The organism is Spirillospora sp. NPDC048819, from assembly GCF_040650055.1.
Taxonomy (GTDB): domain Bacteria; phylum Actinomycetota; class Actinomycetes; order Streptosporangiales; family Streptosporangiaceae; genus Spirillospora.
Map to the genome: position 1 here is coordinate 1 of NZ_JBEZGN010000096.1, position 1,587 is coordinate 1,587.

Annotated in this window: 2 protein-coding genes; both read left to right on the forward strand. The window is 63.6% G+C overall.

Annotated features, from left to right (window positions below; all coding sequences use genetic code 11):
• The first annotated feature begins 90 nt into the window (after positions 1-90).
• Positions 91-510, forward strand: coding sequence for a hypothetical protein (locus AB0C35_RS45970; protein ID WP_358471001.1), 420 nt, complete (start codon positions 91-93; stop codon positions 508-510).
• Positions 507-1,547, forward strand: coding sequence for an IS3 family transposase (locus tag AB0C35_RS45975; protein ID WP_358471004.1), 1,041 nt, complete (start codon positions 507-509; stop codon positions 1,545-1,547). The genes AB0C35_RS45970 and AB0C35_RS45975 overlap by 4 nt, the downstream gene beginning before the upstream one ends.
• The last annotated feature ends 40 nt before the right edge of the window (positions 1,548-1,587 follow it).

Here is a 1,587-nt window from a genome sequence, read left to right on the forward strand (position 1 = left end):
CCCTCTGTGTCAGGCTCAGGTGGGACACGAGGGGATGAAGTTCCCTAACTGATGTGAACAGGGCGAGAACGGGTACTGAGCAGAGTGACGATGACCAGCCACGATCTTCCTTCTGGTGACGGGCCGCGGACCGGCCGGCCCAAGCGGCGGACCTTCACCGCCGGCTACAAGCTGCGGATGGTCGAGGAGTACGACGCGGCCGAGCATGGTGAAAAGGGCGCGCTGCTGCGCCGTGAAGGACTTTATGAGTCCAGCGTTCAGTTGTGGCGGCGCCAGCGTGCCAGCGGGGAACTGACGGCTTCGGGAACGAGCCGCCCGGCCGCCAAGAAGGAGAAGACGCCGGAGCAGGCCGAGTTGGAGCAGTTGCGCAAGGAGAAGGCGCGGCTGGAGCGGCAGAACGCGGCCATGGCCAGGAAACTCAAGCAGACCGAGGCCGCCCTGGACATTATGGGAAAAGGTATCGCGCTTTTGGAAACGATGTCCGAGAGCGCGGACACCGAGAATTCGTGACCCGCTGCCGGGACGAAACCCTTTCCCTGCTGGTCGAGCATCTGCCGATTCGCGCCTCGTGCGCATTGTCGGGTGTGGCGCGCAGTAGTTTCTACCGGCGGCGGCACCCGGTGCCGGAGAACCGTGAGCCGGTGGCGCGGCCGGCGCCGCCGAACGCGCTGAGTGAAAGCGAACGGGCTGAACTGGTCGAGATGCTCAACAGCGACCGGTTCGCCGACAAGGCACCCCGGCAGGTGTGGGCTGCGCTGCTGGACGAGGGGGTGTACCTGGCGTCGGTGTCGACGATGTACCGGGAACTGCGCAGGCGTGACCAAGTCCGGGAGCGGCGCGCCCAGGCCCGGCACCAGGCGCGCACCAAGCCGTATCTGGCCGCCCGTGCCCCCAACCAGACCTGGAGTTGGGATATCACGAAACTGCCAGGTCCGGGGCCACGCCAGTTCTATGACTTGTATGTGATGCTCGACATTTTCTCCCGCTTCGTCGTGCACTGGGAGGTCCACCTGCGCGAGTCGGGTGAGCTGGCCGAGCAGTTCATGCAGAACTCGTTCGTCGCCAACGGCGGGATCGTGCCCGGCACCATCCATTCCGACAATGGGACCTCGATGACTTCCAAGCCGGTGACCGAACTACTGGCAGACCTGGACATCATCAAGTCCCACTCCCGCCCGAAGGTGAGTAACGACAACCCCTACAGTGAGGCGCAGTTTAGAACCTTGAAGTATTGCCCGGTGTTCCCGGCCGGGTTCAACTCGCTCGACGAGGCAGAGACGTTCTGCCACCATTTCTTCGACTACTACAATCACCGGCATTACCATGCCGGAATCGGGCTCCATACCCCGTTCACCATGCATATCGGCACCGCACAGGCGATCCAGCACAAGCGAGCCGCCACGATCGAGGCGTTCCGCGCGGCCAACCCGCGACGGTTCACCCAGCCGCCCACCCTGCCCAAGATCCCTACGCTCGCGCAGATCAACAGACCCGACGAAGAAACCACCGACCCGATCAGCTCTGACCAGGAGAAACAAGCCGCCTAACGATCACTGGCCCCTGTCCCATTTGACTTGACACCTACCG

What these genes read in the sequence shown, in the direction of transcription:
- AB0C35_RS45970 (WP_358471001.1), top strand. Translation starts at nt 91, where the DNA reads ATGACCAGCCACGATCTTCCTTCTGGTGACGGGCCGCGGACCGGCCGG.